The 21,611-nt window shown below is 64.8% G+C and carries 31 protein-coding genes; 7 read left to right on the forward strand and 24 right to left on the reverse strand.

All coding sequences use genetic code 11. The features are described from left to right. Nucleotides 1-6: 6 nt before the first annotated feature. The 22 genes from secY to rpsJ form a co-directional block, all read right to left on the reverse strand. Nucleotides 7-1,353, reverse strand: coding sequence for a preprotein translocase subunit SecY (gene secY, locus A6A05_RS03230; protein WP_068497410.1), 1,347 nt, complete (start codon nucleotides 1,351-1,353; stop codon nucleotides 7-9). Nucleotides 1,354-1,423: 70 nt separating this feature from the next. Continuing rightward, nucleotides 1,424-1,903 carry a 50S ribosomal protein L15 gene (gene rplO / locus A6A05_RS03235; protein ID WP_068497411.1) on the reverse strand — a complete coding sequence of 160 codons (480 nt, stop codon included), beginning with the start codon at nucleotides 1,901-1,903 and terminating at the stop codon, nucleotides 1,424-1,426. 62 nt (nucleotides 1,904-1,965) lie between these two features. Further along, the gene (rpmD, locus tag A6A05_RS03240; protein WP_068497507.1) at nucleotides 1,966-2,151 is read right to left on the reverse strand and encodes a 50S ribosomal protein L30; all 186 of its coding nucleotides are present in this window, start codon (nucleotides 2,149-2,151) and stop codon (nucleotides 1,966-1,968) included. Nucleotides 2,152-2,169: 18 nt separating this feature from the next. Next, nucleotides 2,170-2,814, reverse strand: coding sequence for a 30S ribosomal protein S5 (gene rpsE / locus A6A05_RS03245; RefSeq protein ID WP_068497412.1), 645 nt, complete (start codon nucleotides 2,812-2,814; stop codon nucleotides 2,170-2,172). Nucleotides 2,815-2,826: 12 nt separating this feature from the next. Further along, nucleotides 2,827-3,189: a 50S ribosomal protein L18 gene (rplR, locus tag A6A05_RS03250; RefSeq protein ID WP_068497413.1), complete on the reverse strand. Its 363-nt coding sequence runs from the start codon at nucleotides 3,187-3,189 to the stop codon at nucleotides 2,827-2,829. 11 nt (nucleotides 3,190-3,200) lie between these two features. After that, on the reverse strand, nucleotides 3,201-3,737 hold the full coding sequence (rplF, locus tag A6A05_RS03255; RefSeq protein WP_068497415.1) for a 50S ribosomal protein L6: 537 nt from the start codon (nucleotides 3,735-3,737) through the stop codon (nucleotides 3,201-3,203). A 13-nt stretch (nucleotides 3,738-3,750) separates the two neighbouring features. After that, a complete protein-coding gene (gene rpsH / locus A6A05_RS03260; RefSeq protein WP_068497417.1) occupies nucleotides 3,751-4,149 on the reverse strand; it encodes a 30S ribosomal protein S8 in 399 nt (132 codons plus the stop codon). A 13-nt stretch (nucleotides 4,150-4,162) separates the two neighbouring features. Then, nucleotides 4,163-4,468 (reverse strand): 30S ribosomal protein S14, encoded by a 306-nt coding sequence (gene rpsN / locus A6A05_RS03265; RefSeq protein ID WP_068497419.1) that lies wholly within the window; start codon nucleotides 4,466-4,468, stop codon nucleotides 4,163-4,165. A gap of 13 nt (nucleotides 4,469-4,481) precedes the next feature. Beyond that, entirely contained in the window at nucleotides 4,482-5,024 is a 543-nt protein-coding gene (rplE, locus tag A6A05_RS03270) for a 50S ribosomal protein L5 (protein ID WP_156520872.1), read from the reverse strand. Between the two features lie 17 nt (nucleotides 5,025-5,041). Then, nucleotides 5,042-5,362: a 50S ribosomal protein L24 gene (gene rplX / locus A6A05_RS03275; RefSeq protein WP_068497424.1), complete on the reverse strand. Its 321-nt coding sequence runs from the start codon at nucleotides 5,360-5,362 to the stop codon at nucleotides 5,042-5,044. After that, a complete protein-coding gene (gene rplN / locus A6A05_RS03280; RefSeq protein WP_068497425.1) occupies nucleotides 5,362-5,730 on the reverse strand; it encodes a 50S ribosomal protein L14 in 369 nt (122 codons plus the stop codon). Before rplN ends, rplX begins: the two co-directional genes overlap by 1 nt. A gap of 43 nt (nucleotides 5,731-5,773) precedes the next feature. Beyond that, complete coding sequence (rpsQ, locus tag A6A05_RS03285; protein WP_068497426.1) at nucleotides 5,774-6,010, reverse strand: 30S ribosomal protein S17; 237 nt, start codon at nucleotides 6,008-6,010, stop codon at nucleotides 5,774-5,776. Nucleotides 6,011-6,023: 13 nt separating this feature from the next. Continuing rightward, on the reverse strand, nucleotides 6,024-6,230 hold the full coding sequence (gene rpmC / locus A6A05_RS03290; protein ID WP_068497428.1) for a 50S ribosomal protein L29: 207 nt from the start codon (nucleotides 6,228-6,230) through the stop codon (nucleotides 6,024-6,026). A gap of 5 nt (nucleotides 6,231-6,235) precedes the next feature. Then, nucleotides 6,236-6,649 carry a 50S ribosomal protein L16 gene (rplP, locus tag A6A05_RS03295; protein ID WP_068497430.1) on the reverse strand — a complete coding sequence of 138 codons (414 nt, stop codon included), beginning with the start codon at nucleotides 6,647-6,649 and terminating at the stop codon, nucleotides 6,236-6,238. Nucleotides 6,650-6,667: 18 nt separating this feature from the next. After that, nucleotides 6,668-7,354: a 30S ribosomal protein S3 gene (rpsC, locus tag A6A05_RS03300; protein ID WP_068497433.1), complete on the reverse strand. Its 687-nt coding sequence runs from the start codon at nucleotides 7,352-7,354 to the stop codon at nucleotides 6,668-6,670. A gap of 4 nt (nucleotides 7,355-7,358) precedes the next feature. Further along, on the reverse strand, nucleotides 7,359-7,745 hold the full coding sequence (rplV, locus tag A6A05_RS03305) for a 50S ribosomal protein L22 (protein ID WP_068497436.1): 387 nt from the start codon (nucleotides 7,743-7,745) through the stop codon (nucleotides 7,359-7,361). Nucleotides 7,746-7,748: 3 nt separating this feature from the next. Continuing rightward, nucleotides 7,749-8,027 carry a 30S ribosomal protein S19 gene (rpsS, locus tag A6A05_RS03310; RefSeq protein WP_068497437.1) on the reverse strand — a complete coding sequence of 93 codons (279 nt, stop codon included), beginning with the start codon at nucleotides 8,025-8,027 and terminating at the stop codon, nucleotides 7,749-7,751. A gap of 12 nt (nucleotides 8,028-8,039) precedes the next feature. Then, complete coding sequence (rplB, locus tag A6A05_RS03315) at nucleotides 8,040-8,867, reverse strand: 50S ribosomal protein L2 (protein WP_068497438.1); 828 nt, start codon at nucleotides 8,865-8,867, stop codon at nucleotides 8,040-8,042. A gap of 4 nt (nucleotides 8,868-8,871) precedes the next feature. Beyond that, nucleotides 8,872-9,180, reverse strand: coding sequence for a 50S ribosomal protein L23 (locus A6A05_RS03320; protein ID WP_068497439.1), 309 nt, complete (start codon nucleotides 9,178-9,180; stop codon nucleotides 8,872-8,874). After that, nucleotides 9,177-9,797 carry a 50S ribosomal protein L4 gene (rplD, locus tag A6A05_RS03325; protein WP_068497440.1) on the reverse strand — a complete coding sequence of 207 codons (621 nt, stop codon included), beginning with the start codon at nucleotides 9,795-9,797 and terminating at the stop codon, nucleotides 9,177-9,179. Before rplD ends, A6A05_RS03320 begins: the two co-directional genes overlap by 4 nt. Before the next feature lie 11 nt (nucleotides 9,798-9,808). Next, nucleotides 9,809-10,480 carry a 50S ribosomal protein L3 gene (gene rplC / locus A6A05_RS03330; RefSeq protein WP_068497443.1) on the reverse strand — a complete coding sequence of 224 codons (672 nt, stop codon included), beginning with the start codon at nucleotides 10,478-10,480 and terminating at the stop codon, nucleotides 9,809-9,811. A 12-nt stretch (nucleotides 10,481-10,492) separates the two neighbouring features. Further along, nucleotides 10,493-10,801 carry a 30S ribosomal protein S10 gene (gene rpsJ / locus A6A05_RS03335; protein WP_002725423.1) on the reverse strand — a complete coding sequence of 103 codons (309 nt, stop codon included), beginning with the start codon at nucleotides 10,799-10,801 and terminating at the stop codon, nucleotides 10,493-10,495. 391 nt (nucleotides 10,802-11,192) lie between these two features. Between rpsJ and A6A05_RS21425 the strand changes: the two genes are divergently transcribed. From A6A05_RS21425 to A6A05_RS03370, 7 genes are all read left to right on the forward strand, one after another. Then, on the forward strand, nucleotides 11,193-13,181 hold the full coding sequence (locus A6A05_RS21425) for a zinc metalloprotease (RefSeq protein WP_068497444.1): 1,989 nt from the start codon (nucleotides 11,193-11,195) through the stop codon (nucleotides 13,179-13,181). Nucleotides 13,182-13,243: 62 nt separating this feature from the next. Further along, nucleotides 13,244-13,561, forward strand: a complete 318-nt coding sequence (locus A6A05_RS03345; protein ID WP_068497446.1) for a hypothetical protein — start codon at nucleotides 13,244-13,246, stop codon at nucleotides 13,559-13,561. 39 nt (nucleotides 13,562-13,600) lie between these two features. Continuing rightward, complete coding sequence (locus A6A05_RS03350; protein ID WP_068497449.1) at nucleotides 13,601-14,806, forward strand: MFS transporter; 1,206 nt, start codon at nucleotides 13,601-13,603, stop codon at nucleotides 14,804-14,806. A 36-nt stretch (nucleotides 14,807-14,842) separates the two neighbouring features. Next, entirely contained in the window at nucleotides 14,843-16,087 is a 1,245-nt protein-coding gene (gene magA / locus A6A05_RS03355) for an iron transporter MagA (RefSeq protein ID WP_068497451.1), read from the forward strand. Next, nucleotides 16,080-16,682: a ribonuclease HII gene (locus tag A6A05_RS03360; protein ID WP_068497453.1), complete on the forward strand. Its 603-nt coding sequence runs from the start codon at nucleotides 16,080-16,082 to the stop codon at nucleotides 16,680-16,682. The genes magA and A6A05_RS03360 overlap by 8 nt, the downstream gene beginning before the upstream one ends. Before the next feature lie 59 nt (nucleotides 16,683-16,741). Continuing rightward, nucleotides 16,742-19,189 (forward strand): putative bifunctional diguanylate cyclase/phosphodiesterase, encoded by a 2,448-nt coding sequence (locus tag A6A05_RS03365; RefSeq protein ID WP_068497455.1) that lies wholly within the window; start codon nucleotides 16,742-16,744, stop codon nucleotides 19,187-19,189. 59 nt (nucleotides 19,190-19,248) lie between these two features. Beyond that, nucleotides 19,249-20,322: a site-specific DNA-methyltransferase gene (locus A6A05_RS03370; protein WP_068497457.1), complete on the forward strand. Its 1,074-nt coding sequence runs from the start codon at nucleotides 19,249-19,251 to the stop codon at nucleotides 20,320-20,322. On the opposite strand, the gene A6A05_RS03375 is transcribed toward A6A05_RS03370, so the two are convergent. After that, the gene (locus A6A05_RS03375; RefSeq protein ID WP_068497459.1) at nucleotides 20,314-21,063 is read right to left on the reverse strand and encodes a YkgJ family cysteine cluster protein; all 750 of its coding nucleotides are present in this window, start codon (nucleotides 21,061-21,063) and stop codon (nucleotides 20,314-20,316) included. The genes A6A05_RS03370 and A6A05_RS03375 overlap by 9 nt on opposite strands. Continuing rightward, nucleotides 21,056-21,538 (reverse strand): YchJ family protein, encoded by a 483-nt coding sequence (locus A6A05_RS03380; RefSeq protein WP_068497460.1) that lies wholly within the window; start codon nucleotides 21,536-21,538, stop codon nucleotides 21,056-21,058. Before A6A05_RS03380 ends, A6A05_RS03375 begins: the two co-directional genes overlap by 8 nt. Nucleotides 21,539-21,611: the final 73 nt, after the last annotated feature.

The following is a 21,611-nucleotide window of genomic DNA, read 5'->3' on the forward strand; positions in this document are numbered from 1 at the left end:
GGTGGGTCAGCCGCGACGACCTCTCAGGCGGGCCTTCTTGATGAGCCCCTCATATTGATGGGCCAGCAAATGAGATTGAACCTGGGCGACGGTATCCATCGTCACCGAGACGACAATCAACAAGCTGGTGCCGCCAAAGTAAAAGGGCACAGACCACTTGGCAATCAGCAGTTCGGGCAGGACAGAGAGCGCAGTTAGGTAGGCGGCGCCCAGTACCGTCAGGCGGGTCAGAACATAATCCAGATAATCGGACGTGTTCTTACCCGGCCGGATGCCCGGAATGAAACCGCCATACTTCTTCAAATTCTCGGCGGTATCGACCGGATTGAAGACGACGGCGGTATAGAAAAAGGCGAAAAACACGATTAACAGGGTGTAGAGCGCCAGGTACAGCGGCTGGCCACGGCCCATCAGCACCGTGAAGGTGGTGAGCCATTCAGGACCGCCGGCGGTGGCGAACTGGGCGACCGTCACCGGCATCAGCAGCAGCGAACTGGCGAAGATCGGCGGGATGACGCCCGGCGTGTTGATCTTGAGCGGCAGATGGCTGGATTCGCCGCCATACATCTTGTTGCCGACCTGGCGCTTCGGATACTGAACGATGATCCGGCGCTGGGCGCGTTCGACGAACACGATGAAGTAGATGATCGCCACCGACAGCAGCAGCAAGCCGATGATCAGCAGCACCGGAAGTGCGCCGGTCCGGCCCAGTTCCAGGGTGCCGGCCAAGGCACCGGGCAGTTCCGCCACGATGCCGGCCATGATGATCAGCGAGGTGCCCTGGCCGATGCCACGCGCGGTGATCTGCTCGCCCAGCCACATCAGGAACACGGTGCCGCCGACCAGCGTGACCACCGTCGAGAAGCGGAACAGCAGATGGTTGTCCATCATCACCGCCGAGCCGGTCGAACCGGTCATGCCTTCCAGGCCGACGGCGATGCCATAGGCCTGCATGGCGGCGATGATCACCGTCAGGTAGCGGGTGTACTGGTTGATCTTCTTGCGACCGGCCTCGCCCTCTTTCTTGATCTGCTCAAGCGAGGGAACGATGGTGGTCATCAGCTGCATGATGATCGACGCCGAGATGTACGGCATGATCGCCAGAGCGAAGATGGTCATGCGCTGCAACGCGCCGCCGGCCAGCATGTCGAACATGCCGAGAAGGCCGCCGCCCGACTGCTTGAACAGATCGGCCATGACGTGCGGATCGACGCCGGGAATCGGAATCCAGGTGCCCAGGCGGTAGACCACCAGGGCGAGGACGGTGAACCAGATCCTCTTCTTGAGGTCGGTCGCCTTCGCAAAGACACCAAAATTGACGTTCGCGGCAAGCTGCTCGGCGGCAGAGGCCATGTGCCTTGGCTCCGATTAAAAAAGGTCCGGTGCGCGTTATAGCGGAAAGAAGAAGGTTTGCCGAGGGCGATCAGCCCTCGGCAACGGCCTCTTCGGCAACCTTCACGGAACCGCCCAGCTTCTCGACGGCCGCGATCGCGGCCTTGGAGGCGCCGGTCACCTCGATGGTCACCTTGGTCTTCAACTCGCCACGGGCCAGCAGACGCACGCCGTCCAGCTGCTTGCCGATCAGGCCGGCCGCGCGCAGCACGGTCTCGGTGATGGGCTGGCCAGCGTCGACCTTGCCGGCCTCGATGGCGGCCTGCAAGCGACCGAGATTGACCTCGGAGAACTCACGGGCGTTGACGTTATTGAAACCGCGCTTGGGCAGGCGCCGATAGATCGGCATCTGACCGCCTTCGAAGCCGTGCAGCGAAACGCCGGTGCGCGAGCCCTGACCCTTGACGCCACGGCCCGAGGTCTTTCCCTTGCCCGAGCCGATGCCGCGGCCGATGCGCTTGAACTTGTAGCGCGCGCCTTCGTTGTCGCGCAGATCGTTGAGCTTCGTCATCGTCTTGATCCTTGTGATCCGCCCCCCGCCCGTCTCCGGGCAGGGGGGGGAACTTTATAATATTAGGCCTCGACCTTAACCAGGTGCTTGACCTTTTCAATCATGCCCCGCACCGCCGGAGTATCCTCCAGCTCCTTGGTGCGATGCATCTTGTTCAGGCCCAGCCCGATCAGGGTGGCGCGCTGGTCATCGGGACGGCCGATGGGGCTTCCCACCTGGGTCACGCGAACGGTCTTGTTGGCAGCCATGTCGTTCACCCCTTGGCGTTAGGCGACGGCGGCCGCGGCGGCGGCACCGTCACGACGACCGATGATCTCGCCGACCTTTTTGCCGCGCTTGGCGGCGATCGAGCGGGGCGAGTTCAGGCTCAACAGAGCGTCGAAGGTCGCCTTGATCATGTTGTGCGGGTTCGAGGTGCCCAGGCACTTGGCGACGACGTCGGCCACGCCCATGGTCTCGAAAACGGCGCGCATCGGGCCGCCGGCGATGATGCCGGTACCGGGAGGCGCCGCGCGCAGCACGACGCGGCCGGCACCGAAGTGGCCGGTGCAATCGTGATGCAGGGTGCGACCCTCGCGCAGCGGAACCTTGATCAGGTTACGCTTGGCCTGCTCGGTCGCCTTGCGGATCGCTTCCGGCACTTCACGGGCCTTGCCCGATCCGTAGCCGACGCGGCCCTTGGCGTCACCAACCACCACCAGAGCGGCGAAGGCGAAGCGACGGCCGCCCTTGACGACCTTGGCAACGCGGTTGATGTGGACGAGCTTATCGACGAACTCGCTTTCCTCGCGCTCCTGACGCGGGGCGTCGCCACGGCCGCGCGGGGCGCGACCCTCACGCTCGCCGTCGCCACCGCGACCACGACCACGCCGACCGGCGCCCTCAGCTTCAGTATTGGGAGTACGTGCCATGATCTCGTTCCCTTAGAAAGACAGGCCGCTTTCGCGGGCCGCCTCGGCCAGGGCCTTGACCCGACCGTGATAGATGTAACCACCGCGATCGAACACCACCTCGGTGATGCCGGCCTTGATGGCCCGTTCGGCGATCAACTTGCCAACAGCGGTCGCCGCATCGACGGTCGCGCCGGTCTTGATCTGGCCCTTGATGTCCTTGTCCAGGGTCGAGGCGGCAGCCAGGGTCACGCCCTGGAGGTCGTCGATGATCTGGGCATAGATGTTCTTGCCCGACCGGAAGACCGACAGGCGGACACGGCCACCCGACTTCTTCGCGATGCTGGCACGAGCGCGCCGCTTGCGGCGCTCGAAAAGTTCCTTCGGCGTCATCATGGCGGTGCCCCTTACTTCTTCTTGCCTTCCTTGCGCAGGATCGTCTCGGTCTCGTACTTGATACCCTTGCCCTTATAGGGCTCGGGACCACGATAAGACCGGATCTCCGCCGCAATCTGCCCCACCCGCTGCTTGTCGCGGCCGGTGATCGAAATAGCCGTCGGCTTGTCGCACTTCATCGCGATGTCATCCGGGATCGGATAATTGATGTCGTGCGAGTAACCGAGAGCCAGCTTCAGAACCTTACCCTCGACCGCGGCGCGGTAACCGACGCCGTTGATCTCGAGGTTGACGGTGAAGCCCTCGGAAACGCCCTTGACCAGGTTGTTGATCAGCGCGCGGGTGGTGCCCCACATCATGCGCGCCTGCTTGGCCTCGGCCTTCGGCTTCACCCACACCTTGTCGCCTTCGATGGTGGTGTCCACCAGGTCGAGCGACAGCGGCATGCGCGATTCACCATTCTTGCCCTTGGCGATGAATTCATCGCCGGCGATCTGGACGGTGACGCCAGACGGCACCGGCACGGGGTATTTGCCCACTCGGCTCATCTGTCGTTCCTCCTTAGAACACCTGGCACAGAACTTCGCCACCGACATTGGCGGTCCGGGCCTCGGAATCGCTCATCACGCCACTCGGGGTGGACAGGATGGTGATGCCCAGACCGTTCGCCACGCGGGGGAGGTCGGCAATCTTCGAATAGACGCGGCGGCCCGGGGTCGACACGCGGGAGATCGTCGAGATCACCGCCTTGCCTTCGTGGTACTTGAGCTCGATGGTGAGCTCAGACACACCGGGACGGACGTCCTGCTTGGTGTAGCCGCGGATGTAGCCCTCGCGCTTGAGCACTTCGAGGACGTTCATACGCAAATTCGACGCCGGCGAGGAAATGCTCGCCTTGTTGGCGCGCTGCCCGTTACGGATGCGGGCGAGCATATCGCCGAGCGGATCGGTCATAGCCATGGGTTATGCCTCCTTACCAGCTCGACTTGACGAGGCCGGGGATTTGGCCAAGGTTGCCAAGTTCACGCAGCTTGATGCGGCAGATCTTGAACTTCCGGTAATTGCCACGCGGGCGACCGGTGATCTCGCACAGCAGGCGGACGCGGTTCTTGGCGGAGTTGCGGGGAAGCTCGGCCAGCTTCATGGACGCTTCGAAGCGTTCCTCGGGGCTGGCGTCACGGTTCATCACGACCGCCTTCAGGCGCGCGCGCTTGCCGGCCAATTGCTTGGCCAACTTAGCGCGCTTGTTGTTGCGCTCGACGGAGCTGATCTTCGACATTGCTAAACTCCCATCAGCCAGCAAACGGCATGTCGAAGCCCTTGAGAAGCGCCTTGGCTTCCTTGTCGGACTTGGCCGTCGTGACGAAAATGATGTCCATGCCCCGGGTGGCATCAACCTTATCGTAGTTGATTTCCGGGAACACGAGCTGCTCCTTCAGGCCCATGGCATAGTTGCCGCGGCCGTCGAAGCTCTTGGCCGGAACGCCGCGGAAGTCGCGGACGCGCGGCAGCGCAATGTTGATCAGGCGGTCCAGGAATTCGTACATGCGATCGGCGCGCAAGGTGACCTTGCAGCCGACCACCTGGCCCTCGCGCAGCTTGAACTGAGCGATGGACTTCTTGGCCTTGGTCACCACCGGCTTCTGACCTGCGATGGCGGTCAGTTCGGCCACGGCGGCCTCGATCTTCTTCGAATCCTGGGCGGCTTCGCCGACACCCATGTTGATGACGATCTTTTCCAGCTTCGGCACCTGCATCGGATTGGCGTAGGAGAATTCCTCCTGCAGAGCCTGCCGGACCTTGGTGTCGTAGTGCGTACGCAAACGCGCGGTCATGGTCTTCGTGCTCCCCATTACCGGTCGATGACTTCGCCGGACCGCTTGGCAACGCGGACCTTGCGACCGTCTTCGAGGATCTTGACGCCGACGCGGGTCGGCTTGCCGTCCTTGGGGTCGGCATGAGCGACGTTGGAGACGTGGATCGACGCCTCCTTCTCGACGATGCCGCCGGCGTTGGTCTGGGTCGGGCGGGTGTGCCGCTTGACCTTGTTCACGCCCTGGACGATGACCCGGTCTTCCTTCGGGTAAGCGACGAGAACCTCGCCGGACTTGCCCTTGTCCTTACCGGTGATGACGACGACCTTGTCGCCCTTCTTGACGTTCAGACCGGCCATTACAGCACCTCCGGCGCCAGCGAGATGATCTTCATGAACTTCTTGGCACGAAGCTCACGGGTCACGGGGCCAAAGATACGGGTCCCGATGGGCTCGTTCTGCTTGTTGATCAGAACGGCCGCATTGGTGTCGAACCGAATGGCGGTGCCGTCGGGGCGACGAATTTCCTTGGCGGTGCGAACGATGACGGCACGATGGACGTCACCCTTCTTCACGCGGCCGCGCGGAATCGCTTCCTTGATCGACACCACAATGATGTCGCCGACGTTGGCGATGGTGCGGTGCGAACCGCCCAGAACCTTGATGCACTGCACCCGTCGGGCACCCGAATTATCGGCGACGTCCAGGTTGGATTGCATCTGGATCATGTCGAGTTTCCTTTCTTTCCAGGTCGATATCGGCGATCAGGCATCAAGCCTGTTCGACGATCACTTCCCAGGTCTTGGTCTTCGAGAGCGGACGGCACTCGCGGATTTTCACGATGTCGCCAGTCTTGAAAGAGTTGTTCTCGTCGTGCGCGTGATACTTCTTCGAACGACGGATGAACTTCTTGTAGATCGGGTGCATCACGCGACGTTCGACGCTGACCACCACGGTCTTTTCCATCTTGTCGCTGACGACCACGCCCTGAAGAATGCGCTTCGGCATTGCTTGCTACTCCTTAGGCCGCGGCGGTGCGGGCCATCTGGCCCAAAACGGTTTTGATCGCGGCGATCTCGCGACGCACCGTGCGCACCCGGGCAGTGTTCTCCAGCTGGCCGGAAGCCTTCTGGAAGCGCAGGTTGAACTGCTCTTTCTTCAGCTCCACCAGACGCTCGGACAGCTGATCGGCCGACTTGGCGCGAAGTTCCTTAGCCTTGCTCGCCATGGCGGTTACTCCCCGATCCGGACGATGAACTTGGTCTTGATCGGCAGCTTGGCGGCGGCCAGTTCAAAACCACGACGGGCCAGATCTTCCGGCACGCCGTCGACTTCGAACAGCACGCGGCCCGGCTTGATCTTGGCGACCCAGTATTCCGGCGTACCCTTACCGGAACCCATGCGCACTTCGGCCGGCTTGGTCGAAACGGCAACGTCCGGGAAAACGCGGATCCACACACGGCCCTGACGCTTCAGGTGACGGGTGAGGGCACGACGGGCGGCCTCGATCTGGCGGGCGGTGATACGCTCGGGCTCCAGGGCCTTCAGGCCGAAGGCGCCGAAATTGAGCGACGATCCACCCTTGGCGTCGCCATGAATGCGACCCTTGTGGAATTTGCGGAACTTAGTTCGCTTGGGCGAAAGCATCTCTTTCTTCCTTCACCATCAGCGGCGTTCAGCCGGGGCGGTCTCGCCGGCGACCCGCTTGTCCTGGGCCATCGGGTCGTGCGCCAGGATCTCGCCCTTGAACACCCACACCTTGATACCGCAGGTCCCATAGGTGGTCTTGGCGGTGCCGATTCCGTAATCGATGTCGGCGCGCAGCGTGTGCAGCGGCACACGGCCTTCGCGGTACCATTCCATACGGGCGATTTCCGCGCCGCCCAGACGACCCGAGCAATTGATGCGGATGCCCTGGGCGCCCAGACGCATGGCCGACTGAACGGCCCGCTTCATGGCGCGACGGAACGACACGCGACGCTCGAGCTGCTGAGCGATGCTTTCGGCCACCAGCTGGGCGTCCAGCTCGGGCTTACGGATCTCGACGATGTTCAGGTGAACGTCGCCGCCGGTCATCTTCGACAGCTCCTTGCGGAGCACCTCGATGTCGGCGCCCTTCTTGCCGATCACCACGCCCGGACGGGCGGTGTGAATGGTCACGCGGGCCTTCTTGGCCGGACGCTCGATGATCACGCGCGACACGCCGGCCTGGGCCAGCTTCTCGCGCAGATACTTACGCAGCTTGAGATCCTCGTGCAGCATCTTGGCGTAGTCGCCGTCGGCGAACCAACGGGAGTCCCAAGTGCGGTTGATGCCGAGGCGCAAGCCGATCGGATTGACTTTCTGACCCATCTGGTTACTCCCCGGTCGCTTCGGCGCGTTCGCGCACGATGACGGTCAGATTCGAGAACGGCTTTTCGATGCGGGTGCCGCGGCCGCGGGCACGTGCCGCCCACCGCTTCATCACCATCGCCTTGCCGACATAGGCTTCGGCGACATACAGCCGGTCAACGTCCAGCTGGTGATTATTTTCCGCATTGGCGATGGCCGACTGCAGCACCTTCTTCACGTCCTGCGCGATGCGACGGCGCGAGAAAGTCAGGCTGTGCAGGGCGGCTTCCGCAGCCATTCCCCGGATCGACGCCGCAACCAGGTTCAGCTTGCGCGGGCTGGTGCGGATGGTCGCCGAGAAGGCCTTGGCCTCGATGTCCGAGAGGACGCGTTCAGCAGGCTTCTTGCCCATGACTTACTTCCTCTTCGCCTTCTTGTCGATGCCATGGCCGAAGTAGGTGCGGGTCGGCGAGAACTCGCCGAACTTGTGTCCCACCATGTTCTCGGTCACCAGGACCGGAATGTACTTCTGGCCGTTGTAAACGCCGAAGGTCAAACCCACGAAGTTCGGCAGGATGGTGGACCGACGCGACCAGATCTTGATGACCTCGTTGCGGCCGGACGCACGCGACTTGTCCGCCTTCTTGAGCAGGTAACCGTCGACAAACGGTCCTTTCCAAACGGAACGAGCCATTCTCGTCCCTCCTTACTGAGCGTGACGGCGGCGCATAATCAGGCCATCCGTCTTCTTGTTGGAACGAGTCTTCTTGCCCTTGGTCGGCTTGCCCCAAGGAGTGACCGGATGACGGCCACCCGAGGTCCGACCTTCACCACCACCATGCGGGTGGTCGATGGGGTTCATGGCGACACCGCGGACATGCGGCTTGAAGCCCAGCCAGCGCATGCGACCGGCCTTGCCGATCGACACGTTCTGCTGGTCGGGGTTCGACACGGCACCGATGGTGGCCATGCATTCGGCGCGAACGATGCGCAGCTCGCCGGACGACAGGCGGAGCTGGGCATAGCCCTGATCCTTGCCGACCAGCTGAACGAAGGTGCCGGCCGAGCGAGCGATCTGACCACCCTTGCCGACCTTCAGTTCCACATTGTGGACCACGGTGCCGACCGGGATGTTCTTCAGCTGGAGCGCGTTGCCCGGCTTGATGTCGCACTTCTCACCCGCGATCACCACGTCGCCGGCCGCCAAACGCTGCGGGGCCAGGATGTAGCGCTTCTCGCCGTCCTCGTACTTGACGAGAGCGATGAAGGCGGTGCGGTTCGGATCGTATTCCAGCCGCTCGACGGTGGCCGGCATATCGAACTTGTCGCGCTTGAAGTCGACGACGCGATAGCGGCGCTTGTGCCCGCCGCCACGGAAGCGGACGGTGATGCGGCCGGTGTTGTTACGGCCGCCCGACTTGCGCAGACCTTCGGTCAGGCTGGCTTCGGGCTTACCCTTCCACAGTTCGGAACGGTCGACCAGCACCAGCTGGCGACGGCCCGGAGTGGTGGGCTTGAACGTCTTGAGTGCCATGACTTCAGACTCCCGTCGTCACGTCGATGCTCTGGCCTTCGGCCAACGTCACGATCGCCTTCTTGACGTCGGAACGCTGACCGATACGGCCGCGGAAGCGCTTCACCTTGCCCTTCGAGACGATGGTGTTGACGGCGGTGACCTTCACCCCGAACACGCCTTCGACGGCGGCCTTGATTTCCGGCTTCGAGGCTTCCAGCGGCACCTTGAAGGTGACCTGGTTGTGCTCGGAACCCATCGTGGCCTTCTCGGTGATCACGGGAGCGCGGATGATGTCGTACATCTGCTCCTTGGAGAGAGTGACCTTGCTCATTTCAGGCGAGCCTCCAGGGCGGCGACGGCATCCTTGGTCAGGACCAGGGTGTCGCGACGCAGGATGTCGTAGACGTTGGCACCGATTTCCGGCAGCACGTCCACATGCGGGATGTTGCGAGACGCCAGGGCGAAATTGTCGTCCACCTTGGCGCCGTCGATCACCAGCACCGAGTTCCAGCCCAGCGCCTTCAGGCGGGTGGCCAGGTCCTTGGTCTTGGGGGCGGCGGCGGTGGCCTGATCGAGAACGATCAGCTTGCCCGACGCGGCCTTGGCCGACAGGGCCACCTTCAAAGCCAGCTTACGCACCTTCTTGGGCATGTCGAACGCGTGGGAGCGGACAACCGGGCCGAAGATGGTGGCGCCGCCGCGGAACTGCGGGCTGCGCATCGAACCCTGACGGGCACGACCGCCACCCTTCTGGGCGAACGGCTTCTTGGTGGTGCCGGAGATCTCGCTGATCCCCTTGGTCTTGTGGTTGCCCGACTGGCGCTTGGCCAGCTGCCAGTTCACCATGCGGTGCAGCAGGTCGGTACGGGCGGCCAGGCCAAACACGGCGTCCGAGAGTTCGATCTCGCCGACGTCCTTGTTGTCCAGGCTGATAACCTTGGTCTTCATCGCGGTGCTCCTTACTTCAGGCCGGCCGGGAACGGCACGCCCTCGGGCAGCTTGCGCTTCACCGCGTCCTTGATCAGCACCCAGCCACCCTCGGAACCGGGAACCGAACCCTTGATCAGGATCAGGCCGCGCTCGGTATCGGTGGAAACCACCTTGAGGTTCTGGGTGGTGACCTGAACGTCACCCATGTGGCCGGCCATCTTCTTGCCCTTGAACACCTTACCGGGGTCCTGGCGCTGACCGGTCGAACCATGCGAACGGTGCGAGACCGAGACGCCGTGGGTCGCTTCCAGGCCGCGGAAGTTCCAGCGCTTCATACCGCCGGCAAAACCCTTGCCGATGGTGGTGCCGGTGATGTCCACGAACTGGCCGGGGATGAAATGGGCGGCCGACAATTCGGCACCAACCTCGAGAACGTTCTCGGGGTCGACACGGAATTCGGCGAGCTGCTTCTTGGGCTCGACCTTGGCGTTGGCGAAGGTGGTGCGCTGAGGCTTGGCCACGTTCTTCACCTTGGCCTGGCCGGCACCGAGCTGAACGGCGACATAGCCGTCCTTTTCCACAGAGCGGGTCGAGACCACCTGGCAGGTGTCGACCTTCAACACGGTGACGGGAACATGAGTTCCGTCCTCGGTGAAGATCCTCGTCATGCCGACCTTCTGGGCGATGAGACCGGATCGCATCGATTGGTTTCCTTAGAGCTTGATCTCGACGTCGACGCCGGCGGCCAGGTCGAGCTTCATCAGCGCGTCCACGGTCTGCGGGGTCGGATCGACGATGTCCAGCAGACGCTTATGCGTGCGAATTTCGAACTGCTCGCGCGACTTCTTGTCGATATGCGGGCTGCGATTGACGGTGAACTTTTCGATCCTGCTGGGAAGCGGGATCGGTCCGCGCACCTGAGCACCGGTCCTCTTGGCGGTGTTGACGATCTCGCGGGTGGACTGGTCCAGCACGCGATGGTCGAACGCCTTGAGGCGGATACGGATGTTTTGGCTTTCCATATTCACTTCATCCGTTAAATCGGATCGGCGCCCCCTTATCGGAGCGCCGATCGGTGAAACTTGTCGGTTCAAATAACCTTCCGCAGTCAGCCCGCGCCCCGTTGGGACACACGCTCTTGCGGAACAGGCCGTAGCCGAGGGCGTGCTTATACCCCCGGCATTCCCGATTGGCAAGGCGATTCTTGGGACCAAATTGCGGGCGAGGATCGCGTGCCGCGCAGGCACCGCCGAACCTGTCGATTATAAAAGATGGTAGAATTGTTCTTGTAGTTTTTCCCGGAAACCGGGTTAACCACCCGATACGAAATTTTTCAGGATGTACTTGTATTCAGTCATCGCATCTTGGTTGCTAAACCGCAGATGCTTCTGTGAAAAGGGGAGGGCATCCCATATGACCGATAGCAATCCGATTAAGCGCTCGTGCGGCGCGCATGCCGAGCATCACCGCCTGCTGGCCGAGGATCCGTCCTATGTCGCGGCACGCCAGCGGCTGGAAAGCTCCGCCTGGGCGGCACGGGGAACGGCACGCACCATGCCGGGCCGGGTCACCCGCATTCCGGTGGTGGTCCACGTCTTATGGAACCGGCCGGAACAGAATATCTCCGACGCTCAGGTGGAAAGTCAGATCGCGGTTCTGAACGCCGACTTCCGCAAGCGCAACGGCGACATCGGCGGCGTTCCGGCGGTGTGGCGAGAGCTCGCCGCCGACGCCATGATCGAGTTCTATCTGGCCAAGGTGGCCCCCGACGGTCAGCCGACCTCGGGCATCACCCGCACCCAGACCAATGTCGCCTCGTTCTCGCAGAACGGCAATCCCATCAAGTCCGCCGCGACCGGCGGCATCGCCCCGTGGCCGGCCGGCCGCTACCTCAATATCTGGGTCGCGCCGGCACTCAACAACGGCGTCCTGGGCTATGCCCAGTTCCCCGGCGGGCCGGCCGCCACCGACGGCGTGGTGATCGCCAATACCGCCTTCGGTACGTTGGGGACCGCTGCGCCTCCGTTCAACAGGGGGCGCACCGCCACTCACGAGGTCGGCCACTGGCTGAACCTGTTCCATATCCGGGGCGACGATGGCGACGCCTGCTATGGAACCGACCGGGTCGATGACACCCCCAACGCCGCTGGCCCGAACTACGGAACGCCGGCCTTCCCGCACGTGACCTGCACCAACGGTCCCAACGGCGACATGTTCATGAATTACATGGACTACACCGACGACGTGGCGATGTTCATGTTCACCCAAGGTCAGGTGGCGCGGATGCGCGCCGCCCTCGACGACAGCCGCAGCACCATTTCGCCGCCCTTCTCCCCGGTCTACCAGCAAGGCGCCCCGGGCCAGGGCATCGGCGGCTACGATCTCAGGTCCGGCAACGACCTGGCTTTCGCCTATGATTACGCCAGCACCGGCAAGCTGGACCATCTGGTCCTGTACCGCCCCGGCACTGGCACCATGTGGATTCTGAAGCGCACGGGAACCTCGTTCACGCCGGTCTACCAGCAGGGCGACCCCGGCCAGGGCATCGGAGGCTACGACCTCAAGTCGCCCAACGATCGCGCCTTCGCCTTCGACTATGATGGCTCCGGCAAGCTGGATCACATCGCCCTGTACCGCCCCGGCACCGGCACCATGTGGATCCTGAAGCGCTCGGGAACCTCGTTCACCCCGGTCTACCAGCAGGGCGACCCCGGCCAGGGCATCGGAGGCTACGACCTCAAGTCGCCCAACGATCGCGCCTTCGCCTTCGACTACGATGGGTCGGGCAAGCTGGACCACATGGCCCTGTACCGCCCCGGCACCGGAACCATGTGGATACTGAAGCGCTCGGGAACCTCGTTCACGCCGGTCTACCGGCAAGGCGACCCCGGCCAGGGCATCGGCGGCTATGACCTCAAGTCGCCCAACGACCGCGCCTTCGCCTTCGATTACGGCAGCACCGGCAAGCTGGACCACATCGCCCTGTATCGCCCCGGCACCGGAACCATGTGGATCCTGAAGCGCTCGGGAACGTCCTTTACCCCGGTCTACCAGCAGGGCGACCCCGGCCAGGGCATCGGCGGCTATGACCTCAAGTCCGGCGCCGACCAAGCCTTCGCCTTCGACTACGACGGCACCGGCAAGCTGGACCATATGGCCCTATACCGCCCCGGCACCGGCACCATGTGGATCCTGAAGCGCTCGGGAACCTCGTTCACGCCGGTCTACCAGCAGGGCGACCCGGGCCAGGGCATCGGCGGCTACGACCTCAGGTCGGCGGCCGACCGCGCCTTCGCCTTCGACTACGACGGTTCCGGCAAGCCCGATCACATGGCGTTGTACCGCCCCGGCACCGGGACCGGGACCATCTGGTTGTTGACCAACAACAGCAAGCTGGCCTGACCAGCGGGGGGGCGGCATCCGGAGATGCCGCCCCATTCGCCGGCCGACCGGGAGAAAAAACAATGGCAGAACCCGCCGCCCTGCTTGTCGGGCATTGGAGACATTCCCATGAAGAGGATGACGGCGGCGACCGGGTGTACCGCCGCGAGGATTTCCCGTTCCCGCCGTCACGGGGACGGCGGGGCCTGGAATTTCTGGCCGGCGGCGACCTGATCACGGACGACATCGCCGCCGGGGATGGGACCGACCAGACCGTCGGCCGGTGGCGCCTCGAGCCCGACGGGCAGCTTTGGCTGGAAGTCTCTGGTAGGCCCAAGACGGCGCATCGCCTTGATCTCGGCGAGTTGCCCTCCGGGCGGTTGGTGCTGCACCCGGCATGACCTGCTGCCCCACGGGGTGATTTTGCGATAAGCTGCGCCATGCGGCCTGTCCTGACCTTGTGCCTCGCCGAAGTCCTGACCATGCTGGGGGTGTTCGCCTTCCCGGCCCTGCTGCCGACGTTCTCGGCCGAGTGGGGCCTGACCGCCACCCAGGCCGGCTGGATCGCCGGCATCCATTTCGCCGGCTACGCCGTCGCGGTGCCGGTCTTGACCGCGACTACCGACCGCATCGACGCCAAACGCATCTATATGTTTGGGGCGCTGTTGGCGGCCCTGTCCTGCATGGGCTTCGCCCTTCTGCCCGGCGGCTTCTGGACCGGCCTGGCCTTGCGCCTGATGGGCGGGGCCGGATTGGCCGGCACCTACATGCCCGGCCTGCGCGCCTTGGTCGATCGGACAAGCGGACCGCGCCAGACAGCCTGGATCAGCTGGTACACCGCCAGCTTCTCGCTGGGGACCTCGGTCTCGTTCCTGGCCGTCGGGGTCGTGGCCGAGCTGTGGGGCTGGCGCGTCGCCTATGGCATGTCCGGCCTGGCGGCGCTGGCCGCCCTTGGTCTGGTCGGGCTGGGCCTGAGCAAGGAGACACCCGCCCAGGCTTCCGCCACGCCCGGCGCTTTGCTGGATTTCCGTCCGGTCTTCGCCAATCGCGCGGTGATGGGCTATGTCCTGGCCTATTTCGCCCATACCTGGGAATTGTTCGCCCTGCGCAGCTGGCAAGTGGCGTTCCTGACCTTCGCCCTAGCGGGTGCCGCGACCCAGCCTTCGGTCTGGGCCTCGCCCACCGCCATCGCCACCTGGTCGGCGCTGGCGGCGATGGCGGCCAGCATCTGGGGGGCTGGTCTCGCCAGCCGCGGCGATCGCGCGCGCACCTGCGCCGTGGCCGGGGCCGCCTCGGCGGCGATGGCGCTGGTGATCGGATTCATGGCGCCCCTGCCCTATCCGTGGCTGGTGGCGGCCATGCTTCTTTATAGCGCGCTGGTGCAGGTGGATTCGGCGGCGCTGACCACCGGCGCCGTGCTGATCGCCGAGCCCGGCCGGCGCGGTGCCACCATCGCCGTCCATTCGCTGATCGGCTTCACCGGCGGCTTCCTGGGGCCGCTGGCCTTCGGCCTGGTGCTGGACGCGGCCGGCCCCGACCGCACCCTCGCCTGGGGGCTGGCCTTCGCTTGCGTCGGACTGGTGGCCGGGCTGGGCCCACTGATCTTATGGACACGCCGCCACATCCTTGCCACGAAGCACGACTAAACGACGGGGCCGAAACGTGCTAAGAGCCAGTTCGCCATGATCGACCAACTTGCCCATCCCGAGCTGACCGCCACCGCCATCGTCGCCTTGGCCGCCCTGGTGTGCGGCGTGGTGATGGCGCGCCTGAAGCAGCCGGCCATCGTCGGCTACATCCTGGCCGGCGTGGTGCTGGGCCCGTCGGGGGCCGGCCTGGTCGCCAACCGCGAGGCGGTCACCACCCTGGCCGAGTTCGGGGTGCTGATGCTGCTGTTCGTGGTCGGCATCGAATTGGACCTGCGCCGCTTCATCCAGGGCTGGAAGGTGGCCTTGTTCGTCACCCTGGTCCAGATCGCCGGATCGGTCGGCACCGCCCTGGCGCTTCGCCCCCTGCTGGGCTGGAGCTTCGGCCTGGCCCTGGTGCTGGGCTTCGCCGTCGCGGTGTCGTCGACCGCGGTGGTCATCAAGATGCTGGAAAGCTCGGGCGACGACGACAGCACCGTCGGCCGCGTCACCGTCGGCATCCTGATCGCCCAGGACATCGCCGTGGTGCCGATGATGCTGGTGCTGGGCGGCGTCAGCCGGGCCGGAATCTCGCCGCTGGACGCCGGCAAGGTGGTGTTCTCGGTGGCCTTCCTCGCCGCCTTGTTCTGGCTGCTGGTCAACCGCCGCCTGCGCCTGCCGGTCACCGGCAAGCTGGCCCGCCATGTCGAACTGGGACCGCTGACCGCCCTGGCATGGTGCTTCGGCGCCGCCGCGCTGTCCGGCCTGATGGACCTGTCGCCGGCCTATGGCGCCTTCCTGGCCGGGGTGGTGATCGGCAATTCGTCGCAGCGCGAATCGATCCTGAAAAGCGCCGAGCCGGTCGGCAACGTGCTGCTGATGGTATTCTTCCTGTCGATCGGGCTGCTGTTGGATTTCGCCTTCATCTGGAAGAATCTGGGGACCGTGCTGCTGCTCTTGCTGATGGTCACCTTGTTCAAGACGGCCCTGAACGTCGCGGCGTTGCGCCTGACCCGCCAGGATTGGGGCGCCGCCGTGCTGGCCGGCGCCGCCCTGGCCCAGATCGGCGAGTTCTCGTTCCTGCTGGCCGAGGTCGGCAAGGCCAACCGGCTGATCACCGCGTCCGAGACCAAGCTGGTGGTGGCGGTGGCGGTGCTGTCGCTGGCGCTTTCGCCCTTCTGGCTGTTCACCATGCGGCGCTTGCACCGGGTCGCCGAGGCCAGCAGCCTGAAGGCCCTGCTGGGCGCCGTCTATGGCCGCGCCGCCCTGCCGCCGCCGCCCAAGGAGCCTCCCGATGCCTGATCTGTCGCTGGAGACAGCCCTGGGCGGCATCGTCTGCGGCATCGACGAGGTCGGGCGCGGCCCGCTGGCCGGGCCGGTGGTGGCGGCGGCGGTGATCCTGCCTTCCACCATTCCCGCCCGCCTGACCGCCGAGTTGGACGATTCCAAGAAGCTGAAGGCGGCCAAGCGCGAGGTGCTGGCCGCCCTGGTGCTGGAAAGCAGTATCGTTGGCATCGGCTTGGCGTCGGTCGCCGAGATCGACCGCCTGAACATCCTGCAGGCCACCTTCCTGGCCATGCGCCGCGCCCACGAAGCGCTTGGCCGGCCGGTGGATGCCGCCCTGGTCGATGGTAACCGCCCGCCGCCCCTGCCCTGCGCGGTCCAATGCGTGGTCGGCGGCGATTCCCGGTCCTTGTCGATCGCCGCGGCCTCGGTGGTGGCCAAGGTCCATCGCGACCGCATCATGGCCCAACTGGCCATTGAATATCCTGATTTCGGCTGGGACAAGAATGCCGGCTACGGCACCCGTCAACACATGGAAGCCCTGGCCCGCCTGGGTCCAACGCCGCACCACCGCACCAGTTTCGCGCCGGTGGCGCAAATGGCGTTGTTCTAGACTTGGGTTCGGCTTTCCCCTATCCCATATCAGTTAGGGATATTCGCAGCGAAGCAGGAATGCCGCACCGATCGGAAAATCATGAGCACGCTTCCCGGCGCCAGGTTTGGCGCTATGCCGCCCTATTGGCCTTGCTCTGGACTGTTCTCGCCGGCATCTCGCTGCTGTGGAATATCGACCGCCAGCATGACGTTTCGCTGCAGTTGGCGCTGAACACCGCCCGCGATGCCTTCAAGAAGGACCAGGCCTATCGCCAGTGGGCATCGGAACATGGCGGCGTCTATGTCGAGCCGACCGAGAAGACCCCGCCCAGCCCGTGGATGGCCCACCTGCCCGACCGCGATCTGGAGACCACCGACGGCCGCAAGCTGACCTTGATGAACCCGGCCTACATGCTGCGCGAGATGATGCAGGATTTCGGCCACCTGTACGGCATCAAGGGCCGCATCGTCGGCATCGTCTATCTCAATCCCAACAACAAGGCCGATCCGTGGGAGGCCGAGGCCATCAACCGCTTCTCGGCGGGCCAGGCCCAGGAAGTGGTCGAGGTCAGCGCCATCGACGGCGACCAGTACATGCGTCTGGTCCGCCCGATGATCATGCAGGAAAGCTGCCAGAAGTGTCATGGCCATCTGGGCTTCCCCAACGGGTCGGTGCGCGGCGCGGTCAGCGTGTCGGTGCCGATGGCCCCCTACGCCGCCGCCGAGACGGCCGCCCACGGCGCCATCGCCGCCACCCATTCCGGTGTTTGGCTGGTCGGGCTGCTGGGAATCGGCTGGGGCGGGCGCCGCGCCGCCGCCCGCCTGGGCGAGCGGGCCCGCTCGGCCGCCGAGGCCAGGCTGGCCGCCCAGATGTTCAGCAACGCCTTGGAGGCGATGGTCATCACCAATGCCGACGGCACCATCTTGCGGATCAACCCGGCCTTCACCCAATTGACCGGCTACGATGCCGACGAGGCGGTCGGCCACAAGGCCAACCTGCTGCGGTCCTACCACCACGACGATGCCTTCTATGCCGGGATGTGGCAGTCCCTGATCGAAAAGGGCCACTGGCAGGGCGAGATCATGAACCGCCGCAAGGACGGCAGCATCTTCGCCGCCTGGGAAACCATTGCCGCCGTCGCCGAGCCCGACACCGACCGGCCACGGCACTTCGTCGCCAGCTTCCGCGACATCACCGAACAGTTGGAAGCCCAGAAGCATATCCAGCACCTGGCCCATTTCGATCCGCTGACCGACCTGCCCAACCGCGCCTTGTTCCACGACCGCCTGACCCACGCCCTGGCCTTCGCCGCCCGCGACGACCGCAAGCTGGCGGTGTTGTTCGTCGATCTGGACGGGTTCAAGAAGGTCAACGACACGCTGGGCCACCGCGCCGGCGACGAATTGCTGATCGAAGTGGCCCGGCGCCTGCGCAGCTCGGTGCGCGGCGCCGACACGGTGTCGCGCCTGGGCGGCGACGAATTCGCCCTGATTCTCGAACGCGTCGTCGATTCCGAAGACGCGGTGATGGTCGCCGAGAAGCTGTTGAACGCCCTGCAAGCCCCCATCGTGCTGAACGGCCGCGACATCTTCGTCGGGGCCAGCATCGGAATCGGCTTCTATCCCGACGACGGCGAGGATTCCGCCAGCCTGCTGCAGCACGCCGATACCGCCATGTACCAGGCCAAGGCCGAGGGCAAGGGCCGCTTCCGCTTCTATTCGTCGGACATGACGCAGCGTCAGGAACGCCGGCTGGAACTGGAAGCCGGCCTGCGCACCGCCATCGCCGACCGGGTCTTCCAGGTCTATTACCAGCCCAAGCAATCGCTGAAGCACGGCTCGGTCGCCGGCTTCGAGGCCCTGGTGCGCTGGCCGCATCCCGAGTTGGGCCTGATCTCGCCGGCCGATTTCGTGCCGCTGGCCGAGGAACTGGGCCTGATCACCCAGATCGACATGCTGGTGCTGGAGCAGGCCTGCGCCATGGGCAAGGCCTGCCTGGAGGCCGGCCACCGCGTCACCATGGCGGTCAACCTGTCCAGCCTGGATCTGAAATCGCTCGAGTTGGTCGAATCCATCCGTTCCGTCATCGATGCCAGCGGCTTCCCGGCCGAAATGATCATCCTGGAAATCACCGAAAGCTTCGCCATGGAACTGGGCAGCGGCGGCATCGAGGCGTTGGAGCGCCTGGCCGCCCTGGGGGTCAGCCTGGCCATCGACGATTTCGGCACCGGTTATTCGTCCTTGTCCTACCTCAAGCAATTGCCGGTCGGATCGGTCAAGATCGACCGCTCGTTCGTGCGCGACATCGGCACCGACAGCCGCGACACCATGCTGGTCCAGACCATCGTCGGCCTGGCCCACAGCCTGGACCTATCGGTGGTCGCCGAAGGCGTCGAGATGACCAGCCAACGATCGATCCTGCGCGACCAGGAATGCGACGAGGCCCAGGGATACCTGATCTCGCGGCCGATGCCGGCCGGCGATGTGCTGGCCTTCCTGCAGGCCGAAGAGATGGCAAACAGTTAAAAAAGTATTGATTCCAATGGGTTCTTGACAGACTCTGCCATTTGACTCAAATTGGCCGAATGTCTCTGCCACTCGACACCATCCTCGAGGGCGATTGCATCGCCCAGATGGAAGCCCTGCCCGCCAAATCGGTGGACCTGGTTTTCGCCGACCCGCCCTACAACCTGCAGCTGGGGGGCGAGTTGCTGCGTCCCAACAACAGCCGCGTCGACGGGGTCGATGACGACTGGGACCGCTTCGCCAGCTTCAAGGATTACGACGACTTCACCCGCCGCTGGCTGGCGGCTGCGCGCCGCGTCTTGAAGGATGACGGCGCCTTGTGGGTGATCGGCTCGTACCACAACATCTTCCGGGTCGGCGCCGCCCTGCAGGATCTGGGCTTCTGGATGCTGAACGACATCGTCTGGCGCAAGTCCAACCCGATGCCCAATTTCCGCGGCACCCGCTTCACCAACGCCCACGAGACGCTGATCTGGTGCGCCAAGTCGGCGGAAAGCCGTTACACCTTCAATTACGACGCCATGAAGGCCCTGAACGACGATCTGCAGATGCGGTCGGACTGGACCATTCCGCTGTGCACCGGCTCGGAGCGGCTGAAATCGGACGGGGCCAAGGTCCATCCGACCCAGAAGCCCGAGATGCTGCTGTACCGGGTGTTGATGGCCACCACCAAGCCGGGCGACGTGGTGCTGGACCCGTTCTTCGGCACCGGCACGACGGGCGCGGTGGCCAAGAAGCTGAAGCGTCACTTCATCGGCCTGGAACGCGACCCCGATTATATCGCTGCCGCCAAGGAACGCATCGCCAAGACCCGGGCGATTTCGGAATTGTCGCTGCTGGCGACACCGTCGAAGAAGTCGGAACCGCGCATCCCGTTCGGCACGGTGGTCGAACGCGGCCTGCTGGAGCCCGGCACCATTCTTTACGGCAACGGCAAGGACACCCTGACCGCCAAGGTCAGGGCCGACGGCACCTTGATCAGCGCCGATCATCGCGGCTCGATCCATAAGGTCGGCGCCCTGGTCCAGAACGCGCCTGCCTGCAACGGCTGGACCTTCTGGCACCTGAAGCAGGGCGAGGATCTGGTCCCCATCGACGTGCTGCGCCAGAAGATCCGGGCCGAGCTACACTGATGCCAGCATCCGCCCCATCTCGGCGGCGAACATCTGGAAGCGCGCCCGGTCGTCGCCTTGCGTGCGTTCGGCCCAGGCCGCCAGCACCGGCGCCTGAGCGGCCGCCACCGCCTGCTTGTCCACCTCGGGCAGGCGCTTCAGAAGCGTGGCGAAACCCAGCACCATGTCGCCGCCGGCAGGCTTGCCCGCCAGCTTGATCAGGCCGTCCAGCAGGCCCGGGGTGATCGGCAGCATCTGTTCCGCGTAACGGCGAAGCACCGGCCCGTCGGCCTGGATCGCCGCCAGTTCGGCCTCGAAATCCTCGCGCTGGGCGATGCGCTTGCCTTCATAGACCAGCGGCGCCGCCGCCGACACGTCGCAGGCCCAGCCCGGGCGCGGCACCAGCAAGTGGTCCTGGTCGGTTTCGTCGCGCCAGGCCAGGAACGGCATTGCCCGGCAACGCAGCGGCTTGGTCGCGTGGATGGTGCACAATCCGTCGCCGCCCAAGGCCGGGCAGGCCATAGCGGGCGGGATGAAGGCGACCGGGGTGACGCGGACCGCCAGTTCCTTCTTGCGGCCCAGCGCGACGGTCACCCCCAGGCGCTTGGTGGCGGCGAAGGCCTTGGCGCCCGCCGCCACCGGGCTGAAGGCCACCGCCAGCGGGAACAAATCGGCATGGGCCAGGGCATCGGGGATGGTCAGCGCCAGCCGGCCGGTGCAGCATTTGCCGCAGGCGGTGCAGGCGAAATGCCGGTCAGCCACCGCAGCACTTCTTGTATTTCTTGCCCGACCCGCACGGGCACGGATCGTTGCGGCCGACCTTGGCCGCCTGGACCGGCGAGGATTTGGGGTTCATCTGGCCGTCGGCATAAAGCCACTGGCCGCCTTCCCGCCTGAAGCTCGCCAGTTCGTGGTGGGCGTGGACCTGGCCACGGACCTTGAAGCGGGCGACATACTCGACGCCCCCGCTATCCTCGTTCTCGGCCCCGCCGTAAGCTGCGCGCACCTCGAGCCCCAGCCCGGTCAGGCCCTCGGACGAGGCGGCGACCTCGGCCTTGTCGAACTCGGCCTGCTTCTCGGGCGCCAGGGTCCGCTCGAGGAAATCCATGTCGCGGCAGACGAAGGCGGTGTAGCGGGCCCGCATCAAGGCCTCGGGCGTCGCGGCCGGGCGGCCCTGGATGATCGGGCCGCAGCATTCGTCGAAGGCCTTGGGCAGGCCGCAGGGGCAGGTGGTCATCTTGATCCTCGTGTGCGAATTCGACCCCAAGATAGCATCGCCGCGCGCCCTTCGCATTGACCTTGCGGCGCGG

Source organism: Magnetospirillum moscoviense (genome assembly GCF_001650635.1).
Taxonomy (GTDB): Bacteria; Pseudomonadota; Alphaproteobacteria; order Rhodospirillales; family Magnetospirillaceae; genus Magnetospirillum; species Magnetospirillum moscoviense.